The organism is Alteromonas sp. ABH4_452, assembly GCF_056311825.1.
Map to the genome: position 1 here is coordinate 1,839,141 of NZ_CM149973.1, position 17,860 is coordinate 1,857,000.

The following is a 17,860-nucleotide window of genomic DNA, read 5'->3' on the forward strand; positions in this document are numbered from 1 at the left end:
TGAGGGAGAAATATGGCTTCTTTTATTTTTTCTAGAAAGTATAAATTAAATGAATGGGGTGCACAAAAAAGGGCACCCGAAGGTGCCCTGTAGGAAAGGTTGGGATGCTTTCCGTTTAACTTATTGCCTGTTCGCGTTATACGTCGAACTGATTCATGGTGTTATCTTCACCAGACGCTTTAAGTGCACCTTCACCTGAGAAGTACTCTTTGTGCGTATCACCTAGGTCAGAACCAGCCATTGCTTGGTGCTTAACGCAAGCCAGGCCTTGGCGAATTTCTTGACGCTGAACACCGCGTACATAAGCAAGCATACCTTCTTCACCGAAGTAGCCTTTTGCAAGGTTGTCTGTAGACAGTGCCGCAGTGTGGTAAGTCGGTAGCGTGATAAGGTGGTGGAAGATACCCGCTTCTCGTGATGCATCAGCTTGGAAGCTCTTGATCTTCTCGTCCGCCGCTGCTGCAAGTTCGCTGTCGTCATAGTCAGCAGACATAAGTTTCGCGCGGTCATAACCAGAAACGTCTTTACCTTCTTCTGTCCAAGCATCGAATACTTGCTGACGGAAGTTAAGCGTCCAGTTGAATGATGGAGAGTTGTTGTAAACTAGCTTTGCGTTTGGAACTTGCTCGCGAATAGCGTTAACCATTTCAGCAATTTGACCAACGTGCGGCTTTTCAGTCTCAATCCAAAGTAGATCAGCGCCGTGTTTAAGTGACGTTACACAGTCAAGTACTACACGGTCAAAACCAGTGTTGTCTTTAAAGCGGAACAAGCCGTTTGGTAAGCGCTCAGGCTTAACAAGTTTGCCACCTTGTTTAAGAACTAGGTCACCTTCAGTTAGGTCGTCTGCGCCTGCAACTTCAGTAGTTTTAAGGAATGCATTGTACTGTGCAGCCAAGTCGCCTTCTGATGTAGATACAGGAATCTTTTGAGTAAGGCCAGCACCTAGTGAGTCAGTACGCGCAACGATAACACCTTCATCAACACCGAGCTCAAGGAATGCATAGCGTACCGCGTTGATTTTCGCTAGGAAGTCTTCGTGTGGCACGGTTACTTTACCGTCTTGGTGACCACATTGCTTTGCGTCTGATACTTGGTTTTCGATTTGGATACAGCATGCACCCGCTTCAATCATTTGCTTTGCAAGTAGGTACGTTGCTTCTTCGTTACCGAAGCCCGCGTCGATATCCGCGATAATTGGAACTACATGAGTTTCGTAGTTATCGATTTCAGCTTGAATTGCAGCAACATCGCCACCGTTTTTCTTTGCGTCGTCTAGTTTATGGAAAAGGTCACCCAGTTCACGTGCGTCAGCTTGACGAAGGAAAGTGTATAGCTCTTCGATAAGTGCAGACACTGACGTTTTCTCGTGCATAGACTGGTCAGGTAGAGGACCAAACTCAGAGCGAAGTGCTGCTACCATCCAACCTGAAAGGTACAGGTAACTTTTATTAGTTGTGCCTTGATGCTTTTTAACTGAAAGCATTTTCTGTTGGCCGACAAAACCGTGCCAGCAGCCTAGTGACTGTGTGTACTGAGACGAATCTGCGTCGTATTCAGCCATGTCTTTGCGCATGATGCTTGCAGTATAGCGAGCAATATCTAAACCTGTTTTAAAACGGTTTTGAACCTTCATGCGTGCAGCGAATTCTGGGTTGATACCTTCCCAAGTTCCTTTTTGTGCTGCCTTTAATGTGGCGAAGTTATCAATGTCTTGTTGATATTGCGACATGAGCGTCTCTCCCGACTGTAATTAAAATTCTTAACGTTGTTTGTGTTCACGCTGTAGGGCGTTCCCGTTGATTCCATTTCATCCTAGTGCCGGAATTAGAATAATAGAAATATATATTTTGCATTGCGGTCATTAATTTTGTGAATGTGATCTGGTGCGTTGTACCGTAAATTTTCAACTAGGTCAGAAAACGCTTATTTAGCACTTAGATAATATGGGGACAGCGAACTTAGTCGTTCATCGCTAAAAAGGCATAGAAGTGCCTTACAAAAACCGTGCGCGAAAGTAATTAGAAGAGGCATATTTGAAGTTGTTGGCCTATATTTAAGCTACCTTATTGTTAATAGCGATACCTCGCTATCGTATTCCTGGACGCCCATCGCGCTTTAATGTATTGGATAAAGTAGCCAGGAGAAGACGCTAATGCATGTAAATAAAAGCTCACTAGAGGTGTGGTCGCTGAAAAGAGTGCCTTACCTGTAAGGCATTAATTATGCGGTTTTTTTCAGCTGTCTATTAGCTAAAAGGGGAATAGCTTTGTAATGATGGTCGGGGTAACTTTAGCGGTAAGGTATTGTAGCTACGCTAAATTCATCTGACGGTATTAAGTTAGCTATAGGTCTTTGATTGTAAAATGAATAAGTGGGCGTTATGAGTAACAGTGTATTGTCGTCGGTTGATCAGAGAACCAAGCTTGTAGGGGAAAACAGGCTCGAGCTTTTGATGTTTCAGCTTGGAACTCGTCACATTTTTGCCATGAATGTCTTTAAAATCAAAGAAGTTATCAATGTACCCAAGCTTAACGTTATGCCTGGTTCCCATAATAATCTAAAAGGCGTAATGAATTACCGCGGTAGCTCTATTCCAATTATAGACTTACGTCAGGCGATAAAAATGCGCGGAGCAGCCACAGAAGCCACAGCGAAAAACGTTATTATCACCGAATACAATAGAAGCGTGCAGGGCTTTATTATTGGCGAAGTTAAAAATATTGTGAATACCTCTTGGGGGACGATACAACCGCCGCCAAGTGGTATTGGTAAATCTAACTATTTGACCGCCATAACTCAGGTGAATGTTGAGGGTAAACAAGAGCTGGTTGAGATAATAGATGTTGAAAAAGTACTCGCGGAAATCATCGATTACGATACGTCAATTTCTGAAGAAGTGTTAGATCAAGATATCGTCAATCACTTTCTAGGTAAGAAAGTGTTGATAGTTGATGATTCCAGCACGGCAAGAAAACAAATAAAAGATACCTTAGAACAGCTAGGCATCAGCATTATTGAACGAAAGAACGGCGCAGAGGCGTTGGCGCTACTAAAACAGTGGGCTGATGAAGGTAAGAACCCTACCGATGAAATCTTGCTTATGTTCACTGATGCAGAAATGCCAGAGATGGACGGTTATAGGCTTACCTCAGAGGTGCGTAACGACCCACGTATGAGTGATCTGTTCATAGCCCTTAACACCTCATTAAGTGGAAGCTTTAACGATGCCATGGTAGAAAAAGTGGGGTGTAATCGATTTATTTCGAAATTCCAGCCTGATATGCTTGTCGACGTAGCACAGCAGCGCATGCGTGAATACCTTGCTGCACAAAGCAAATAGTCTTTCCTTTCTTAAATATTCTTCAATCCGACGAGGTGGCTAAAACGGTCATCTCATCATAAGCTTATTTTATCCAAAAGCTTTGAGCATATTGCCTGCCTGATTTACACTATTACCTCTTATCGCTTTGCTAATACCTTTATGATCACCAAAGAATCATTCGCGATAATATCGATTGTGCAGTAACTGCGGCTAATAACGTCAGCAGGTATCTTTACTTACTCAGGGAAGTTTAAATGATTAAACAATTTGTTCGCACATCATTGCTAAGTTGTGCGTCTATTGCTGTTCTTGCGAGCTGTGGTATCACTGAATCAAAGACAGAGTCAGCAAACGTAAACAGTAGCCAAATTAAAGGTGTGCCGAAAAATATCATTATGGTTGTTGCCGACGGTATGGGGCCTGCCTACACTACCGCTTATCGCAATTATGTAGATGATCCGTCAACACTGGAAGTAGAGACGGTTGTGTTTGACGACATTTTAGTAGGCAACGCGTCAACTTACCCAGCTCGTGTATCGGGTTATGTTACCGATTCAGCCGCTGCTGCAACAGCGCTTGCCACAGGTGTTAAATCATATAATGGTGCAATAGGCGTAGATGTTGATAAACAGCCAGTAAACTCGGTTATGTACTATGCCAAAAGTAAAGGTATGCGCACGGGTTTAGCCGTAACCTCGCAAATTGTTCACGCAACACCAGCGTCATACATTGCGCACAACGAAAGCCGCAAGAACTACAACGAAATTGCTGAAGATTTCTTTGATGTGCGCGCAAACGGCGAGTTTGTGGCAGACGTAATGTTAGGTGGTGGTACTTCCTATTTTGAAAGAGGGGACAGAGATATTCTGGCGCAGTTTATTGATGCGGGCTACGAATATGCTGATTCATATAACCGCTTGGCGTCAGTACCAGCAGGAAGTAATGTACTTGGTCTGTTTGCTCCTGTAGCGCTGCCTGCAGTGCTGGATGATAAGCGTAAAAACCGTCTTGAGTACTTAACTCAACATGCGATCAAACACTTAGAAAACGACAACGGCTTTTTCCTTTTAGTTGAAGCGAGCCAGGTAGATTGGGCAGGGCACGCAAATGATATCGCTTCTGCTATGGCTGAAATGCATGACTTGGCGCTAACCATGGAATATCTGCGCGATTATGTTAAAGCTAACCCGGACACACTGGTTGTACTAACTGCTGACCATAGTACCGGCGGTTTAACAATTGGCGCAAATGGCGACTACCGCTGGAGTCCTGAACATTTAAAATCAATGTCAGCCTCGGTAATGACGATAGCGCTTAATATGGCTAATGAAGAAAATCCTGGCGAGTATGTGGCGCAGAAGCTTGGGCTTTCGCTAAGCGAAGAAGAGTTAGCCACGTTAAATAGTGTATCGAATCAAGATGATAAAACGCGCTTTATGGCGGTGAAAACCTTTCTAGATTCAAAAACAAATACAGGGTGGACTACAGGCGGCCATACTGGTGTAGATGTTGAAGTGTTTGCTTTTGGAGCTGGCTATCAGTCGTTCATGGGGCAGATTGACAATACCGATATTGCTAAAACCATTTTCAGTTTTATTGATAAAAAACTACCTATGAAAATCGATAATGACGCAAATGAAGTATCAAGAAAGGTGACCACCAATATTGAGCTTACGTCAGACGAAGATGATGACGGTTTATGCGACTTTAAAGAAGACTGGCGCTGTAACTAAACGTCGGGATAGGTGGACGTAATAAGGCTTTTCTATCAAAGCCTTTTATTAGGGCAACACATAGACAATAGAGCTTAAAATAAAAGCGCCGACGTTTTCTAACAGGCGCTTTTCTTTTATTAATGAAAAAAGATATTTGCAAAACAGAGGTCAAACGAGAGAATGGAAAGCGAAATGCTATCGTTACTGCAGGATATTTATGACGAAGTCGAGCCTATGCTTGGCATGGGTAAAGTTGCGGATTATATCCCGGCGTTAGCCACTGTTAATCCTCGTCAGTTTGGTATTTCTATTTGTGATATCAATGGGCACATTACGTCTATTGGTGACGCTAGCGTGCCCTTTTCAATACAAAGCATCTCAAAAGTTTTCAACCTGGTTTTGTCCATCAATCACTACGGTGAAACCATGTGGGAGCGGGTGGGGTGTGAGCCATCTGGGCTGCCGTTCAACTCTTTGGTGCAGTTAGAATACGAACATGGTATTCCGCGCAACCCTTTTATTAATGCCGGTGCACTGGTGGTAAGTGACATGGTGCAATCGCGATTTGCATCACCTTTTATTGCCATGAGAGATTTTGTAAGACGCTTAAGCTGCAATGGGGAGATCGTCGTTAATAAAGAAGTTGCCGATTCGGAATTTGAACACCGTTCTCGTAACGCAGCAATGGCGTATTTGATGAAAGCCTATGGCAATTTTGAAAACGACGTGGAAGATGTGCTTCGCAATTACTTTCATAACTGCGCATTAGAAATGAGCTGTGAAGATTTAGCGCGTTCGACAAGCTTTCTTGCTAACGCGGGCTTCTCAACTTGCGCAAATGAGCAGGTATTAACGCCTTACCAAACAAAGCAAGTGAACGCATTGCTTGCAACCAGCGGTATGTATGACGAAGCGGGCAGCTTTGCTTTCAAAGTCGGATTGCCGGGTAAAAGTGGGGTAGGCGGCGGTATTGTTGCTGTGGTACCTGGTCGATTCACTATTTGCGTATTTTCGCCAGCACTTAACAGTGTGGGGAACTCTCAGCTAGGCGTGGCGGCGCTAACTTCGCTAAGTGAACGGATAAACTGGTCTATTTATTAATATCCCGTCAATTCCATGAAGCCGCTCCCTGAGTGGGAGCCTTCTACGTCAACTCGTCCCTCATAGTAGGGAAATAAACTGTTATTCCACTGTTTTTCTTTAAACGCGCTAACGGAGACATCGATGTTTTTTGTCGGTAACTGTATGCGCCACGCTGTGGGAACGGAACGGACTGAGCTGCCTTGTTCACCTTCTACTGCGCTTTCTACTTGAATTGGCTCATAGCCCGTTGGCGTAATAGATAGGCTGTCTTGCTTGATGGTCTCTTTCATTCCATCTTTACTTATGAAGCTGGCCGTTGTGAACACTTCAGCGTTTTGAGTTTTACTTTTTTCTTCGCTCTCAGTATTCGCATGCATTCGAAACGCCATGAGTTTGCTTCCGTCGTTTAAATGCAGCGAGAACCAATCCCACCCCAACGCCTCGCTGTTGGCCAAGTGGCTCGTCCATTCGTGATCAAACCAACCTTTACCTTCAACTTTTATATTATTGCCCTCTATGTTTATAGTGCCCTTTGCATCAATAAATGGCTGGCTGTAATAGTAAGAGCGAAGCCGTTCGTCTTGTGTCTTTTTGCTATAGCCATTATCGCCCTGTTTTATAAAAGGGCCCGAAGAGTTTAGATTAAGTGCGACCTTAATGGCTTTATTCATTAGAACTACGTCATTATTTAACTGTGTATCTGCAGGTGAAGCTCTATTTACAGCACCATTTTGAGCTTCATCGTTTCTAGGTAGCGCACTTTCAGGAGGTTTGGAGGTTGCATTAGACGGCTGATTTGTATCGCGCGTATGGTGTTTACCAAAAACAAAGGTTAACGTGGAGGGAAACATAGCTTTGCTTTCTACTTTGACTGCGGCTTCCGACATTGGTTGTGCAGCCTTCCAAACCCAATCATCTATGACCGTAGTGAAGGGGTTTGGTTTTACGTATGCGTTACCTACGCCACCGCTCGCAAATCGCTCTTCAAAATAATGATGATCTAGGGTGTGCAGTGAGGCGTGCCCCATCCATTGCTGTCCGTTAGCCCAATTTTGCGTGGCTGTTTTATCAGTACTCATATTGGCGGCCGTATCGGTATTGAATCGAAAAAGCGTATATTGCAAGCCGAATTCCTGACCGTTCTCGCCACTTAATACGAAGGTTAAGTACCACCATTCTAATTGGAAGTCGGGATGGCTTTTATGATCTTCAGGAAGCTCAACATACGTGTTTCGTTCTACTGAAGTAAAGGCGTCGCTCGATTGCATCTCGCCAAAGAAACCACGAGGTGTCGAGGCTCTTGTCGACGCGCTGCTTTCATTTTGCTCATCTGTATTCGAACTGTGATTACAAGCAGACAATAATGTGCAAATGAATATAAGCAGTAAACAGCTTATTTTGCTTAAAGGCCAAGGGTTATAGCAGCTATTGCGATTTAATTTATACGTCATAACTGCACTTCCTGTCTTAAATCAATTTTGGGTTTGAGTTTTCCTAAAGGCAGTAAAAGCACCAGTGAAACGATAAGCAGAGAAAGGCCCACACTAGAAAGAATGACGTTTACTTCAATTGAAAGAGGGTAAACCCAGTTAAAGGCGTATCGGTTGACTAAATTTATAAAGACGTAGGCTAAGTAAATGCCAAAGGGAATGGCGAGCAATGCTGAAACAAAGCAGAGCAGTAGGTATTGCATAAATAACGATGCTTTAACTTTAAGCTGGCTAACCCCAAGTGCCCTTAGCACAGACAGTTGTGGTGAACTGCCTATTGTCAAAACGGTAAGAGACACCGCGAAGGCAATGCCTGCCACAAGCAAGGTCGTAATATTCAGGCCATCGGTCAACACAAAGGTGCGGTCAAACGTATCCATGGAGATATTCAGAAGCTCCTGCCTGCTATACAGGGTTATATCGGCTTCATCTCCAAGGCGAGCTTTTAGCTGTTGCTCAAGTCGATCTTTTGTGAAGGTAACATCGCGACCCGCTGTTGTAACCTGGCTGTCGTTTGGGTTGGGGTATATTGCCAGTACGCCGGAAAATAAGTTGTTTCTCACTGTATAGTTGTTTTGGTTGAACAGAGGGAGGGGCGCTAATATCTGCCCATTAAGGTTGCCATAATCAGGATATATACCAAGCACTTTCCATTCAGGTTGTGTTGAAAAAATACTTGTACTTGAAGGCTCGGCAGCCGTGTCGTAGGCAGAACTGGTTCTCGCTCCCTTAGATTGATCGGTTGCTGGGTTTCTGGATTGGGTAACGTTCGAACTACTTCTATTTATTCCTTTTCGAAACCTAATATTAGCTACACTTAACGTCTCGCCTAATTCAGCATTAAGCGTGAAGGCTAATTGCTGGTTAATAAATACTCCTTTCCCTTCTTTGAACGCACGCCAAGCTGCACTGAGGTCGTTATTTATTACGCTATCGAGGACCAGACCCTCTTTACCATTTTTATGAACAGGGTAACTACTAATAGAAACGTAAGTTGGAGTGGGGGCTATTACTTCACTTATTTTCTTTGCGCCATTTGAACTTAATACGTCACCGTCAGCTTTTAGCAAAGGCGTCGCGGCCAGCGATGATAGTGAATTGGCTGATAGTGATTCTACATTACTGAGTGGTGCGTCTGTGTATAGGTAGAAAGGCGCGTAAAGTCTTTGTTCTAACCATTGTTCAGTCGCGCTCCTAAAGCTGTCGGTCATGGTATTCATGCCGATATTTGCTGTTAACGCGATAAAAAATGCGCAAACAGCAAGGCGTGTTTTACTCGACAGTAAATGCATATTAGCAATCACGTAATGAAATACTGGCCATTGTCTTGGCACAAACAAAGCGAGTAGCTTAGCTAAGATAGGTAGCCAAAGAAGCACGAGTCCACAGCTTGTGAGTAGTAATGATGCGACAAAGAATAGTGCAGATGCCGTAGAGGTAATAAAGGCTTCAGCAACAAACAGCAAAACCAAGGCAGCTGATGATACAAGTCCTACAGCCCATTGCCGCATCATTGTCTTTTTAGCAGGGCGCACAGTTAACGCACTTGAAAGCTTAACGATAGAAGCTAAAGAGAATGCGACTAACGACGTAAAAGTCGTTATTAACGTGAATCCGAAAATAAAAAGCAGGTTGACGTCAGGGGTAATAAATACGGCGTTAAACAAAGATGTAAAGGTACCGCTTATTACCGGTGATAGCCAAGATGCGGCTTGAAAACCTATGAACATGCCAACTGGTATACTTATTAGGCAGTAAAACAGCAGTTCAATAAACAGCGCGCCACTTAATACACGCTTAGATATGCCAAGTTGGCGAAGCCGTATCACGTTGGGTAGCCGTGTACGGTACATCAAATTTAGCGCGTTCAGCACTATAAAAAGTGAAACCACGCCCATAAGCGCGCTCATTGCCCACAGGTTTAATCTAAAGCTATCCGGTAACGAGCCGGTATCATTGTCATCGCCGCTGCTTGTTTGTTTAACCGCTAACCCAAGTAATGCTTCTATTGTCTCAAGGTCTTGTTCTGAAAGCGGCGAGAGAGCTGCTAGGCCAGTAAGCGGTACAAAACTTTTTTGTTGCTTTGAAGTATTGTTAGCGCCGGGCTGGGTATTATCTTTGCTGAGGGTATTGTCTTTACTATCTTTGATGTAAGAAGGGCTTATCCCTCCCTTATAAAAGTCATCAATAGAGACCAAAATCGTATCTTGCGGCACCAGATTGCTTACATAAGCATTGACGGTGGCAGGCCATTGCGGGGGATGCGTCGACGCTTTATGGTTCTTTTTTAGCGTATCGTGACAGCTTAATTTGGCATTTGTAACAGGGTGAAGCAGCCCGATTACGAAAAAGGTGTCCGTAGAATTAGCTCGTAATATTCGAGCAGCAGAAGCTTGCTTACTTTCTCCAGCTCTCAAAGAAAGAGACGATAGCGAAGTGTTTTTGTCAGTAGCTCGAAAGGTACTTCCTAGAAGAGGCTGGGTATCAACGCCAAGCAACGTGAGAGTAATTGGTGTTGCTTCCTTATCACTACATGAAAGGGTAATGCTGCGTTCAGATATAGCTATAAGCTGAGTAAAGCCATGCCTGCGAAGGGTGGCATAATCTTCCTTCGTAAAGCCTTCATGTGTATAGCGCTGATGCGCGCCCTGCTCTTGTACAGAGCGCTCATGTAAAGAACGCTCATGTGAAGAGTACTCTTGTGTAACGCTGCCTTGCGAGTGTTGACCTTGTTCAAGCTGTGCTCTGCTGCCTACAGGAGTAATGATACTGCCGGTAAAAAGGCCTCGCTTTGACTGCAATAGTTCACCCTGTGTTGCGCCCTCGTTTATCAGTAAAACGGTAACCAGACCGGCATTGGCCAAAACTATTGCAACCATTATGAGCAAGGGTTCCCACGGTCTATGCCTTGCCATAGCAAGAAGACTAGAGATACTCAGAACTAATGTGCGCAGCAAAGCAGCTTCTCACTCTTTAATGGCGTATTTGTAACAAGGTTCATATCGCTAAATATCTTCACCATTACGGTCCTTTGCGTAAATTGGTGGTGAAACTGTGCCATTTATTACATTTACAGGCTCTATGCTTCCAAGCCTGGCATCTTCTAATACACCTTTATGCAGTCGCAAAACAGAATCCGCTTTTATCGCTACGTCTTGACTGTGGGTAACTACAACAAGAGAGGTATTGGCTTGTTTGCAAGTTTCAAAGAGTAAGTCAGATACGGTTTCGCTAGTCTCCTCATCTAAGTTGCCGGTGGGTTCGTCAGCTAAAATAAGTGAGGGCCGATGCACTAATGCGCGGGCTATGGTACAGCGCTGCTGTTCGCCTCCTGATAATTGGCTTAGCGGCTTTTGCGCTAAAGATAATATTCCAAGCTGCTCCATTAATGCTAACTGATAGTCTTTATCAAAATTACCTTTTAGCCTTGCGGTAAACGCGATGTTATCCCATATATTAAAGCAGTCAAACAGGTTAAAGCTTTGAAATACGATGCCTAAATGCTGTTTACGGAAATTATCAATGTCTCTAGTCTGAGTGTTATTGCCTTGGTTGCCAGCACTAGCAATTGCTAACCCATTTACCGCAATATCGCCGCTATCAGGGCTTTCAAACCCAGCAATGAGCGATAGCAAAGTAGACTTACCACACCCAGAGGCACCCTGTATGCTCACCGATTCGCCCGAGTGTACGGACAAATTAAGGTTGTTTATAAGCGGCGCTCCCGCCTTTGAAAACGATTTTTTTAACTCTTTAATTGTCAGCATAGTTGACCGTTTTTTCTTGAACCGTTTTGGTCTGAATATGAGGGCGCGAGCATGCACGCAATACACAGTGTTGATGGCTTACTGGCAGAGGAGCTATGCGCGCTTTACGTTAGTGCCAACATGTTTTGATGAAATTGGCTCTTTTTATTTTTTAGAGTATACGTAATACCCACACTTTTTGGTTAAAAACGGTGTGGGAATTTGATGGCTAATACCCTTGGGCGGCTCAGGATATTGCTTCGGTAGCTTAAAATACTAGATATGTAATAGATTTAGTCGTAGGGCAGGGGACTTCAAATTTGAAAAAAGGGCGTTTAGCCCCTTTTCCAATTGTTTTTTACTGGTTAATAAAGTTATCCAGCTCTTCGCCAGTAATCTTCTTGATTTGAGCAAATAAATACCAGAGCGCTGCAATAAGTAAAATCATGCTTGGGATCACAATGACTGGGTAGCTAAGCGCAGTCATTCGACCTAGTTCTTCAGTGTATGCCGTAGTACCCGGCTCACTGACCAATATCATCTTGGCCAAAATATAATTAAGCGCTGAAGAGAGAAAAAACGAACTCGCTACGATGTAAGAACTAACCGCGACTTTCTTCTTAAACTCTGGCTGCTTTCCCTTGGCATCTAATACCTGATTGAGATGAGGCCAGTTTATGATCTGGTCGTTAAGAATAAGCATTTTGACCAGGGGTTTGTTCGTGTACTGGGTTACCAACACCGCTATACCGATAATGCCCGGAATGGCCGCTTCTTTAATTGCAATGTACTCTGCTGGCAGTTTAAGTAAGCTAAACCCGCCAGTAAGTAACACGCTGATAATCCCAAGAATAGAAAAGCCATTTACCTTTCCTGATTCTTTTAGGTCCCATAGACCGTAACCAATAGGGAAGCTAAGTGCGGCTACAATACTCCATGCTGGCCCTAGGTAATCTTCTGAACTTGCATAGCTCATCAATACCACAGGAATAACAATGTTAAACGCGAGGTTGCCGAAAAAGCCTTGATTCTTTTGAGTAGGTTCTTGTACTGCTGACATATCTTTTAATAACGTCTTATCTTAAAGTCAATTATACGGAAAGTAATTAGCGTGCCCAGTGCCATGCAGCAAATAAGCCGCCAATAAAGCCAAACAGATGATATTCAAAGGAAATAAATTTTGATGTGGGAAGCACACCAACCAGCATCCCTCCGTATAGCGCTGCAACTACCAGTGAAATAAGCAAATACCGCACTTTGTTACTTCTAAAACCTGCCAGCACGAGGAAACCGAAATAACCATATACCATGCCGCTTGCGCCAATATGCGTAGCGGTTCTGCCGAACAGCCATACACCTAAGCCACCTATCAGCAATGCGCTTAAAGTAGCAATGAGAAATGTGCGTTTTCCCCATTGCATAGTAAGCCACATAAATAGCAAAAGAGGGACGAGGTTTGCCATTAAGTGCGTCGGCGTTCCGTGAAGAAAAGGTGCAGTAAAAATATAAGGCAAACTTGATAGCGTGCGGGGCACCACACCAAACTGATTAAGTGCATTACCAGTGAGTAAGTTAGCTACTTCTATTACGATTAATAGTGCACCTAACGTCAGCAGAACGCGAATTTGAAATGAAAGCGGCTTCATGTAAAGGCCCCTCAAATAGATTACAAAATAATATGGGGAAGGTAGCGAGAAAGGTCTTGGGTGATCGCTGAGGTATCTTCTCTTACCGAAATGCCCGCCGGCATGTCATCCACTAACCAGCTACCTATAAGCGTATGATTACCTTCAAAAACGGGCAATGGTTCAAAAGCTTGAACAATAAAACCTTCTTCGCCATAAGGGCCGTCACTCAAAACGCTCTCAACACCACTTTCGATAATTGATACGTTGGCGCCCTCTCTAGAAAATAGGGGCTTTTTAATCCACTTTCCGGACAGACTCTTTGTATTTATTTCGTCTGAAAAATAAGCGGGAAGCAGGTTAGGATGGCCTTCAAATTTCTTCCATAGCTGAGGAAGCAGCGCTTTATTTGAAATAATTGATTTCCACGCAGGCTCCAACCAATTTACTTGGGCTTCTTCTAACACGTCGCCAAACTCCTCGCGCAGCATAAATTCCCAAGGGTAAAGCTTAAAACAATCAGTTATAGGGGCATCTTGAAGGTCAGTAAAAACGCCTGTGTCTGCTAATCCAATATCTTCGATAAACACAAAGTCAGCTATAAGTCCTGCTTCTTTAGCGCAGTCTTGAAGGTATTGCACGGTACCGCGGTCTTCAACGGTATCTTTACAGCACGCCATATGCAGTTGATTTATATTGTAGTGCAGCGCAATTTCACGAAAGCGATGGACTAACTTTTCTTGCAAGCTGTTAAACTGATCGGCATGCAGAGCAAGTTTGCCGGCATCCACATTTTGTGAAAGCCACAGCCATTGCCAAAAACCGGATTCATACAGGCTGGTGGGCGTATCTGCATTATTCTCAAGAAGTTTTGCCGGCCCTTTACCGCTGTAAACAAGGTCAAGGCGAGAATATAAACTTGGGTCTCTTTCGTTCCAGCTATTACGAACTAAATCCCAATGCTGCTCGGGGATGCAAAAGCGAGTAAGTAATTCCTCACTATTAACCACATCTTCGGTAACCGCCAAACACATTTGATGTAACTCGGCAGTGGGGTCTTCAATGTCGTTTTCAATTTGCGCGAGTGTGAATTGGTAGTAGGCACTTTCATCCCAGTACGGCTCGCCATACATGGTGTGGAAGTGAAAGCCAAACTCGTTAGCCAACTGCTGCCAGCCCTTGCGAGGCTGGCAAGGCATTCTAAACATAGTTATCCGCCCCAGCCGCCTTTACGGCTGCTGCTACCCCAAGACGATTTTGCTCGAACACTGCTGCCAAACCCGCCCCGTTTCATGGTGCGGTTCACCGTGGGCTTTGGTTTGTAAACGCTTTTATTTACGCGGTAATTTCTTTTACGAATATCGCCGTCGAACACATAGCCGTCTGCCGTTATCCAGCGTGAACGGAACGGTGAATTGTATGAATAGGATGTGTACAAGGGTTGTGAGTAGTAGCGATTTGGCGATAGCAGAGAGCTCACCATGTAGCCTGCCATGAATGGCATAAAAAAGCTGCCGCTACTATTGTTCACATATTGGCACTGGTTAGGGCCAAATTCATGTTCGCAGTCGTACTCAGAACTAAAGCGCGGACTGGTGCGCATAGCCTCTTCGACCGCTGTCTGGTAGGCAGCTTCACAACGCTCTACTGCATCAGGAAAATCCTGTTTACAGTCTTCTAGCGAGGTATAAATGGTGGCGTCTTCTTTTTCACCGCCACAACCACTAAGGATGACGCTAGCCACGCCTAACGCTAAAGGCTTAACGTTAAAACCTTTACGCATACTATTAAGGTTAATGTGCTTAGTGCGCTTCATAACAGGCCGCTCACTTTGCTGGTTATCAACAATTTGACGTTCTAGGTTACTTTTATCAGTCATTGCTGCCCCCTTAATAGGTCATGCAAGCGGCGTTTAGTAAGCCTACGGCAATGGACATACTGGCAAGCATTACACCTGCAGAGACTTCATTATTATTTATGCGCTCGGCGATTTTGGGCATAAAGCTGAAGCGCAAAATGGCAAACGCTAGGGATTGGGCAATCACAGCAACAAGTGCCCATATAGCAAAATCCACCACAGCAACAGAGTTTGAAGCTGCGCTACCCAGGGCGATAGCAAAACCGATTATAGCGCCACCAAAGCCGATGGCTGCTGCTACATTCTTTTCTTCTTTTACCAGCTTCCATTCATCGTGAGGTGTAACCAAGGCGTACACCAATTTGAAGATAAACAAGAAAACAATCGATAGGCCGAAGTACAGCGCAAAGTTATCCAGGCCGGCCAAAGAGTGCATAATGGTATCCATAATTATTCCTTTTTTATTAACCGTTTATTGTGATGTCTGCAGGCTCAACATCGAAGCCTGTAGAAATCACTAAGCATCTATCTAAATTATTACCCACTTGTTTTTCCTCACCAACAACAAGCAAGGTCTCAACTCTATCGTTACTGATAGGTCGTTCGTATAACATCATAAACTGATCTGTTTTACTGACATCACCGTCTTCTTCGTAGGTTGTTTCGGTTACGGCAACTGGCGGTGATTCGTCGCCCACCGCACCCCATACACGGGTATATACATTGCCCTCAAGCTCGTAGGTAGGCTGACTGATTACGCTCTTTAAACATTCATTCCACTGAGCAGTGTTGCCAATGGTTTTTGTCTCATAAAAGTGCCAAAGTTTCACGTCAGTAATGTGGTTCTCTGATAGACCACCGTCGGTCACCACCTGTAAAAAGCCATCATCGTCGGTGTAAAAACGAAGCAGGGTGCCGCCAGTATCCAAAGGGGCTTCACCTACCGCTTGAATTAATTGAGAACGGGCTGCACCTTCAATAGTGAGCTCCGGTTCTAATAGCGAAAGTTTTAAGTTATCTAATTCGAAAGAACCACCTAAATAAAGCCCCATTATTTCTGGCGACTTAGGTTTTTTAGGCTCTGATTTTTTAAATAGTTTACTAAACATGTTTACGCCTCTTAATCAGCGTCCAGTGACGACCAGTTTATTGCATTAATGCGTCGCTCAGCGATGTAAAACAAGGTGTCACCTGGGTTTAACGTAGCGTCTAACGGCGGGTTTACCACCATTTCTTTCACAAGGCCATTGGGTGCATAACCAATAAAGATAGCGTCGTGTTTACGCTTTAAATTGATAAATAACTTGGCAACGGAAATCGCTTGGCAACTTTGCGGTATTTTTACTGAAAATTGGGCTTGCCCTTCATCAATACTTAGCAAATCGTGATGAAGCATACTTGAACCAGGATCGAATGCAGCTTTAACCAGCATTTCTATTGCAACACTGGGTGTGCATTCCACTTTAGGGCAGTGGTCCTGAAGCAAATTAACTAAGCTGTCATCGTCGAAATAGGCCACCTGATGTGCATCGGGGTTGCGCTTGGTACAATAAAGCGCAGTAGTCATGGTGACATCATCTTGCGGGTTATCAATAAGAATGGTTTTCGCAGTAGATACGCAGGCGCGGTCCATGTCTTCGTCTTTGTTGAACGAATCGACTTTTACAAATTCAATGACGCCAGGCATGGGGTTAGTAATATCAGCTTTTACGCAAAGTACAATGTCAGGACGTTCAGACATTGCGTCTCGTTCTTGAAGAATCAAGTCAAGCAGCATCATGGTGCGCTGCTCATTCCACCCAATCACCAAGATATGTTCATTAAGCATCAAGCTATTCATACCCAACAATCCTTTCTTCCACGTTAAAGAAACCCAAGCTGCAATTCGCCCAATCACCATGGCGAAAATACTCAAACCAAGCGGTATGACATAAAGCGCAACAACTAATTTGCCCGCTGGTGTGACGGGAGACAAATCGCCATAACCTACCGTTGAAGCAGTGACCGCTAACCAGTAGACAAAGTCGGTTTTAGCAATTAGGTCGTGTTCGCCTGCAGCGAAAAGAAGCCAATAGCTTGTTACTGCGTAAAACGCGGTCGCACCGACAATGGTGTACCAGCGAGACTCTGCAAAGTATTGCAGCATGATTTTTCGCAGTTTAATCCATGGAGACATAAAACAAACAGCCCTTGTTATGCGTGTCCTTACTCTGCCTTGAAGTACTTGATTTGTCTAGATTAGGTCGTTGTTATCTGGCGATTTATGCAAGGAATTATTGTAACAAGAATTAAAAATGGGAGCCTTTAGCTCCCATCCTTTAACTTACTTGCCTAGAATTCGAGCTAGCTCGTCATCGGCTGAGGTTTTACCCCCTTTGATGCCCGCTTCTGCTAGGCGTTTTTCTAGGTCGCTGCTCGACTCCTCGCTAGCCAGTTCCTCGGCTGCTTGAAGTTCCGCACTGCGCATCTTTTGCTTATCCTGAATGCGAGACAAAGACTCAGTCGCTGTCTTCATTTTGCTATTCGCGCCCATGTGGCGTGAAGATACTGCAACCTGCGCTTTTTGAACACTTTCAGTAGCTTTGACCATGTCCACTTGCTGCTCTAAGCGACGCAAATTCGCTTTAGCTTGCTGAATATTATTAGCCAACTGCTTTTCAGACTGTTTGAACTGATCAAGGTAGGTTTGTTCTTGCTCACGTTCTTCTTTCAACTCTGACACTTTCTGGGCACAGTCAAGAGCAAGCTGACGATCATTATCTATCGCTTTACGCGCATGCTCTTCGTACTCGGCTATTGACGAGTTGAAGCTATCGACTTTTTGTTGAGAAAGTTTACATTTCGCCAAAATCTGCGTGCGCGCATGATCAGACTTACGTAGTTCTTCTTTGGCTTCTCTGATTTCTTGTTCCAAAATTCGAATCGCCTGACTGTCTGCAACAGACTGCGCAGCTTCGGTAGCACCACCTTTTACTGCAGTAATTAGTTTTTTCCACACTGACATTCGCTTCTCCTTAA

General features: G+C 44.2%; 15 protein-coding genes. 3 read left to right on the top strand and 12 right to left on the bottom strand.

Annotated features, from left to right (window positions below; translation table 11 throughout):
• Positions 1–136 precede the first annotated feature (136 nt).
• Positions 137–1,732 carry an isocitrate lyase gene (locus ACYX4N_RS07785; protein WP_476056175.1) on the bottom strand — a complete coding sequence of 532 codons (1,596 nt, stop codon included), beginning with the start codon at positions 1,730–1,732 and terminating at the stop codon, positions 137–139.
• Between the two features lie 651 nt (positions 1,733–2,383).
• On the opposite strand from ACYX4N_RS07785, the gene ACYX4N_RS07790 reads away from it, so the two are divergent.
• The 3 genes from ACYX4N_RS07790 to glsB all read left to right on the top strand — a co-directional run bounded on the left by ACYX4N_RS07790 (position 2,384) and on the right by glsB (position 6,141).
• Positions 2,384–3,343, top strand: a complete 960-nt coding sequence (locus ACYX4N_RS07790) for a chemotaxis protein CheV (protein ID WP_474855375.1) — start codon at positions 2,384–2,386, stop codon at positions 3,341–3,343.
• A 236-nt stretch (positions 3,344–3,579) separates the two neighbouring features.
• On the top strand, positions 3,580–5,058 hold the full coding sequence (locus ACYX4N_RS07795) for an alkaline phosphatase (protein ID WP_476056176.1): 1,479 nt from the start codon (positions 3,580–3,582) through the stop codon (positions 5,056–5,058).
• 174 nt (positions 5,059–5,232) lie between these two features.
• Positions 5,233–6,141: a glutaminase B gene (glsB, locus tag ACYX4N_RS07800; protein WP_025255947.1), complete on the top strand. Its 909-nt coding sequence runs from the start codon at positions 5,233–5,235 to the stop codon at positions 6,139–6,141.
• On the opposite strand, the gene ACYX4N_RS07805 is transcribed toward glsB, so the two are convergent.
• The 11 genes from ACYX4N_RS07805 to ACYX4N_RS07855 all read right to left on the bottom strand — a co-directional run bounded on the left by ACYX4N_RS07805 (position 6,138) and on the right by ACYX4N_RS07855 (position 17,846).
• Positions 6,138–7,574, bottom strand: a complete 1,437-nt coding sequence (locus tag ACYX4N_RS07805; protein ID WP_476056177.1) for a lipocalin-like domain-containing protein — start codon at positions 7,572–7,574, stop codon at positions 6,138–6,140. The two genes, glsB and ACYX4N_RS07805, sit on opposite strands and share 4 nt — an antisense overlap.
• Positions 7,571–10,570, bottom strand: coding sequence for an ABC transporter permease (locus ACYX4N_RS07810; RefSeq protein WP_476056178.1), 3,000 nt, complete (start codon positions 10,568–10,570; stop codon positions 7,571–7,573). The genes ACYX4N_RS07805 and ACYX4N_RS07810 overlap by 4 nt, the downstream gene beginning before the upstream one ends.
• Before the next feature lie 48 nt (positions 10,571–10,618).
• A complete protein-coding gene (locus tag ACYX4N_RS07815) occupies positions 10,619–11,380 on the bottom strand; it encodes an ABC transporter ATP-binding protein (RefSeq protein WP_476056179.1) in 762 nt (253 codons plus the stop codon).
• 337 nt (positions 11,381–11,717) lie between these two features.
• Positions 11,718–12,419, bottom strand: coding sequence for a VC0807 family protein (locus tag ACYX4N_RS07820; protein WP_025255943.1), 702 nt, complete (start codon positions 12,417–12,419; stop codon positions 11,718–11,720).
• Between the two features lie 46 nt (positions 12,420–12,465).
• Positions 12,466–13,005: a rhomboid family intramembrane serine protease gene (locus ACYX4N_RS07825; protein WP_269917431.1), complete on the bottom strand. Its 540-nt coding sequence runs from the start codon at positions 13,003–13,005 to the stop codon at positions 12,466–12,468.
• A gap of 20 nt (positions 13,006–13,025) precedes the next feature.
• On the bottom strand, positions 13,026–14,192 hold the full coding sequence (locus ACYX4N_RS07830; protein WP_476056180.1) for a glutathionylspermidine synthase family protein: 1,167 nt from the start codon (positions 14,190–14,192) through the stop codon (positions 13,026–13,028).
• Between the two features lie 2 nt (positions 14,193–14,194).
• Positions 14,195–14,800, bottom strand: coding sequence for a DUF1190 family protein (locus ACYX4N_RS07835; protein WP_476056427.1), 606 nt, complete (start codon positions 14,798–14,800; stop codon positions 14,195–14,197).
• Positions 14,801–14,873: 73 nt separating this feature from the next.
• Positions 14,874–15,290, bottom strand: coding sequence for a DUF350 domain-containing protein (locus tag ACYX4N_RS07840; protein ID WP_474805668.1), 417 nt, complete (start codon positions 15,288–15,290; stop codon positions 14,874–14,876).
• A gap of 16 nt (positions 15,291–15,306) precedes the next feature.
• Entirely contained in the window at positions 15,307–15,951 is a 645-nt protein-coding gene (locus tag ACYX4N_RS07845; protein ID WP_476056181.1) for a YjfK family protein, read from the bottom strand.
• Between the two features lie 11 nt (positions 15,952–15,962).
• Complete coding sequence (locus tag ACYX4N_RS07850) at positions 15,963–17,018, bottom strand: potassium channel family protein (protein WP_474805672.1); 1,056 nt, start codon at positions 17,016–17,018, stop codon at positions 15,963–15,965.
• A 147-nt stretch (positions 17,019–17,165) separates the two neighbouring features.
• A complete protein-coding gene (locus ACYX4N_RS07855) occupies positions 17,166–17,846 on the bottom strand; it encodes a PspA/IM30 family protein (protein ID WP_476056182.1) in 681 nt (226 codons plus the stop codon).
• Positions 17,847–17,860 lie beyond the last annotated feature (14 nt).

Coding starts and splice junctions, on each gene's coding strand:
- ACYX4N_RS07785 (WP_476056175.1), bottom strand. CDS start 1,732: ATGTCGCAATATCAACAAGACATTGATAACTTCGCCACATTAAAGGCA.
- ACYX4N_RS07790 (WP_474855375.1), top strand. CDS start 2,384: ATGAGTAACAGTGTATTGTCGTCGGTTGATCAGAGAACCAAGCTTGTA.
- ACYX4N_RS07795 (WP_476056176.1), top strand. CDS start 3,580: ATGATTAAACAATTTGTTCGCACATCATTGCTAAGTTGTGCGTCTATT.
- glsB (WP_025255947.1), top strand. CDS start 5,233: ATGCTATCGTTACTGCAGGATATTTATGACGAAGTCGAGCCTATGCTT.
- ACYX4N_RS07805 (WP_476056177.1), bottom strand. CDS start 7,574: ATGACGTATAAATTAAATCGCAATAGCTGCTATAACCCTTGGCCTTTA.
- ACYX4N_RS07815 (WP_476056179.1), bottom strand. CDS start 11,380: ATGCTGACAATTAAAGAGTTAAAAAAATCGTTTTCAAAGGCGGGAGCG.
- ACYX4N_RS07820 (WP_025255943.1), bottom strand. CDS start 12,419: ATGTCAGCAGTACAAGAACCTACTCAAAAGAATCAAGGCTTTTTCGGC.
- ACYX4N_RS07825 (WP_269917431.1), bottom strand. CDS start 13,005: ATGAAGCCGCTTTCATTTCAAATTCGCGTTCTGCTGACGTTAGGTGCA.
- ACYX4N_RS07830 (WP_476056180.1), bottom strand. CDS start 14,192: ATGTTTAGAATGCCTTGCCAGCCTCGCAAGGGCTGGCAGCAGTTGGCT.
- ACYX4N_RS07835 (WP_476056427.1), bottom strand. CDS start 14,800: ATGAAGCGCACTAAGCACATTAACCTTAATAGTATGCGTAAAGGTTTT.
- ACYX4N_RS07840 (WP_474805668.1), bottom strand. CDS start 15,290: ATGGATACCATTATGCACTCTTTGGCCGGCCTGGATAACTTTGCGCTG.
- ACYX4N_RS07845 (WP_476056181.1), bottom strand. CDS start 15,951: ATGTTTAGTAAACTATTTAAAAAATCAGAGCCTAAAAAACCTAAGTCG.
- ACYX4N_RS07850 (WP_474805672.1), bottom strand. CDS start 17,018: ATGTCTCCATGGATTAAACTGCGAAAAATCATGCTGCAATACTTTGCA.
- ACYX4N_RS07855 (WP_476056182.1), bottom strand. CDS start 17,846: ATGTCAGTGTGGAAAAAACTAATTACTGCAGTAAAAGGTGGTGCTACC.